The 1,745-nt window shown below is 71.9% G+C and carries 3 protein-coding genes; all 3 read right to left on the bottom strand.

Annotated elements, in window-relative coordinates; translation table 11 throughout:
* Nucleotides 1-296 precede the first annotated feature (296 nt).
* Genes ACSNOG_RS32660 through ACSNOG_RS32670 form a run of 3 tightly spaced genes read right to left on the bottom strand, consistent with a single transcriptional unit; the run spans nt 297 to nt 1,694 of the window.
* On the bottom strand, nt 297-923 hold the full coding sequence (locus tag ACSNOG_RS32660; protein WP_436756321.1) for a GTP-binding protein: 627 nt from the start codon (nt 921-923) through the stop codon (nt 297-299).
* A complete protein-coding gene (locus ACSNOG_RS32665; RefSeq protein WP_436756322.1) occupies nt 901-1,263 on the bottom strand; it encodes a DUF742 domain-containing protein in 363 nt (120 codons plus the stop codon). Before ACSNOG_RS32665 ends, ACSNOG_RS32660 begins: the two co-directional genes overlap by 23 nt.
* On the bottom strand, nt 1,260-1,694 hold the full coding sequence (locus ACSNOG_RS32670) for a roadblock/LC7 domain-containing protein (protein WP_436756323.1): 435 nt from the start codon (nt 1,692-1,694) through the stop codon (nt 1,260-1,262). Before ACSNOG_RS32670 ends, ACSNOG_RS32665 begins: the two co-directional genes overlap by 4 nt.
* Nucleotides 1,695-1,745 lie beyond the last annotated feature (51 nt).

Consider the following 1,745-nt stretch of genomic DNA (forward strand, 5'->3'; position numbering starts at 1 on the left):
GCCATGGTGGGCGGGGGCCTGATGGGCAGGGGCCTGATGGGCAGGGGCCTGATGGGCAGGGGCCTGGTGCATGGGGCCTTGCTGCGACGGGCCGGAATGGGCGAAGCCCGGATACTCCGATCCCGGGTACTCCGATCCCGGGTACTCAAGGCCCCCGTGCCCGGATCCCGCGTAGGCGGGGCCCCGGCCCGCGCCGCCCGGGTACGTGGACCCCTGGTGGGCCGGGCAGCCCGGTGGGGGTGTGGCGGCGCCGGGAGTCGGGTCCCCGGCGGGTTCCCACGCGGCGGGGCGGTGGTTCACGCGTGCTCCCGTACTACGGTGCTGCGCCGCTGCAGGTACTCCACGAGGGCGATGAGCGCCCGCGTCGAGGAGACCCGGTCGCGGGCGTCGCACGTGACCAGCGGGGTCTCGGGGAGCAGGTCGAGCGCCTCGCGGATCTCCTCCTCCGGGTACACGGGCGCGCCGTCGAAGTGGTTCACGGCCACCGCGTACGGCAGGCCGAGCTCCTCCAGCAGCCCCATGACGTCGAAGGACTGCTCCAGGCGGCGGGTGTCGGCGAGGACGAGCGCCCCCAGCGCGCCGTGCGTCATGTCCTGCCACAGGCGGGTGAAGCGCTGCTGTCCGGGCGCGCCGAAAAGGTAGAGCACGAGGCTGTCGCTGAGGGTGAGGCGCCCGAAGTCCATGGCGACCGTGGTGGTCGTCTTGCCCTCGATGCCGGCGAGGTCGTCGACGCTCGCACCGGCCTGGGTCATGGTCTCCTCGGTGCGCAGCGGCCGGATCTCCGACAGCGAGCCGACGAAAGTGGTCTTGCCGACCGCGAAGTGGCCCACGACGAGGAGTTTCGCGGCGGTGCGCACGGTGCGGCGCAGGTAGAGGTCTCCGTCGGGAGCGGAAGCCGGCTCAGAGGCGAGCACGGAGTCCATCCAGCACCTCCTGCAGGATCTGGGCCTCGGGGAGTTGTGCCGAGGGGATGGGGGCCCGGGTGATGAGGTGGCCGCTGTCGACGAGGTCGCCGAGCAGCACCTTGGTGACGCTGACGGGCAGCATGAGGTGCCCGGCGATCTCGGCGACCGACAGGGGGCCGCCGAGGCAGAGTTCCATGAGCCGGCGCTTTTCGGGGCTGAGCCCCGAAAGCGGCCGGTCGTACTGGGCCAGGACCAGGGTGACCAGGTCGAAGGTGTTGCGGGTCGGGTGGGCGCGGCCGTCGGTGACGACGTACGGGCGCACTAACCCTCGCTCGTGCCTCGGCGTGGGCGGGGTCATGCCGGGGCGCCCGAACCCTGCCAGTTGTCCGCGCGGGGCGGGCTCGTCAGCTCCTTGCCGAGCCGGTCGACGAGCTTCTGCATGCGGTACGTGACCGCCTCCATGTCGACGTGCTCGGTGGCGGAGACGGCCAGGTAGGCGCCCGGCCCCGCGGCGATGAGGAACACGTAGCCGTGGGCGAACTCGACGAGCGTCTGCCGCCACGGGTTCTCCTGCTGCGCCTGGTGGGTGCAGAACTCGGAGGTGGAACGGCTGATGGACTGCAGGCCCGAGAGGGCCGCGGCCTGGCGCTCGGCCTCGTCGCGCTCGATGCCCTGGGAACGGGCGCGCAGCATGCCGTCCGAGGACAGGAGGATCGCGTGCCGGGCTTCGGGCATCTTGACGACCTCGTCCAGCATCCAGCCGAGGTCGTTGTTGAGGTGGTCGTTCACGCGTGGGGATTCCCTTCGTCGTCTACGGGGGCGGGGGCCTGGGCAAAGGGG

It is taken from the genome of Streptomyces sp. URMC 124, assembly GCF_051386455.1.
In the GTDB taxonomy this organism is placed as follows: domain Bacteria; phylum Actinomycetota; class Actinomycetes; order Streptomycetales; family Streptomycetaceae; genus Streptomyces.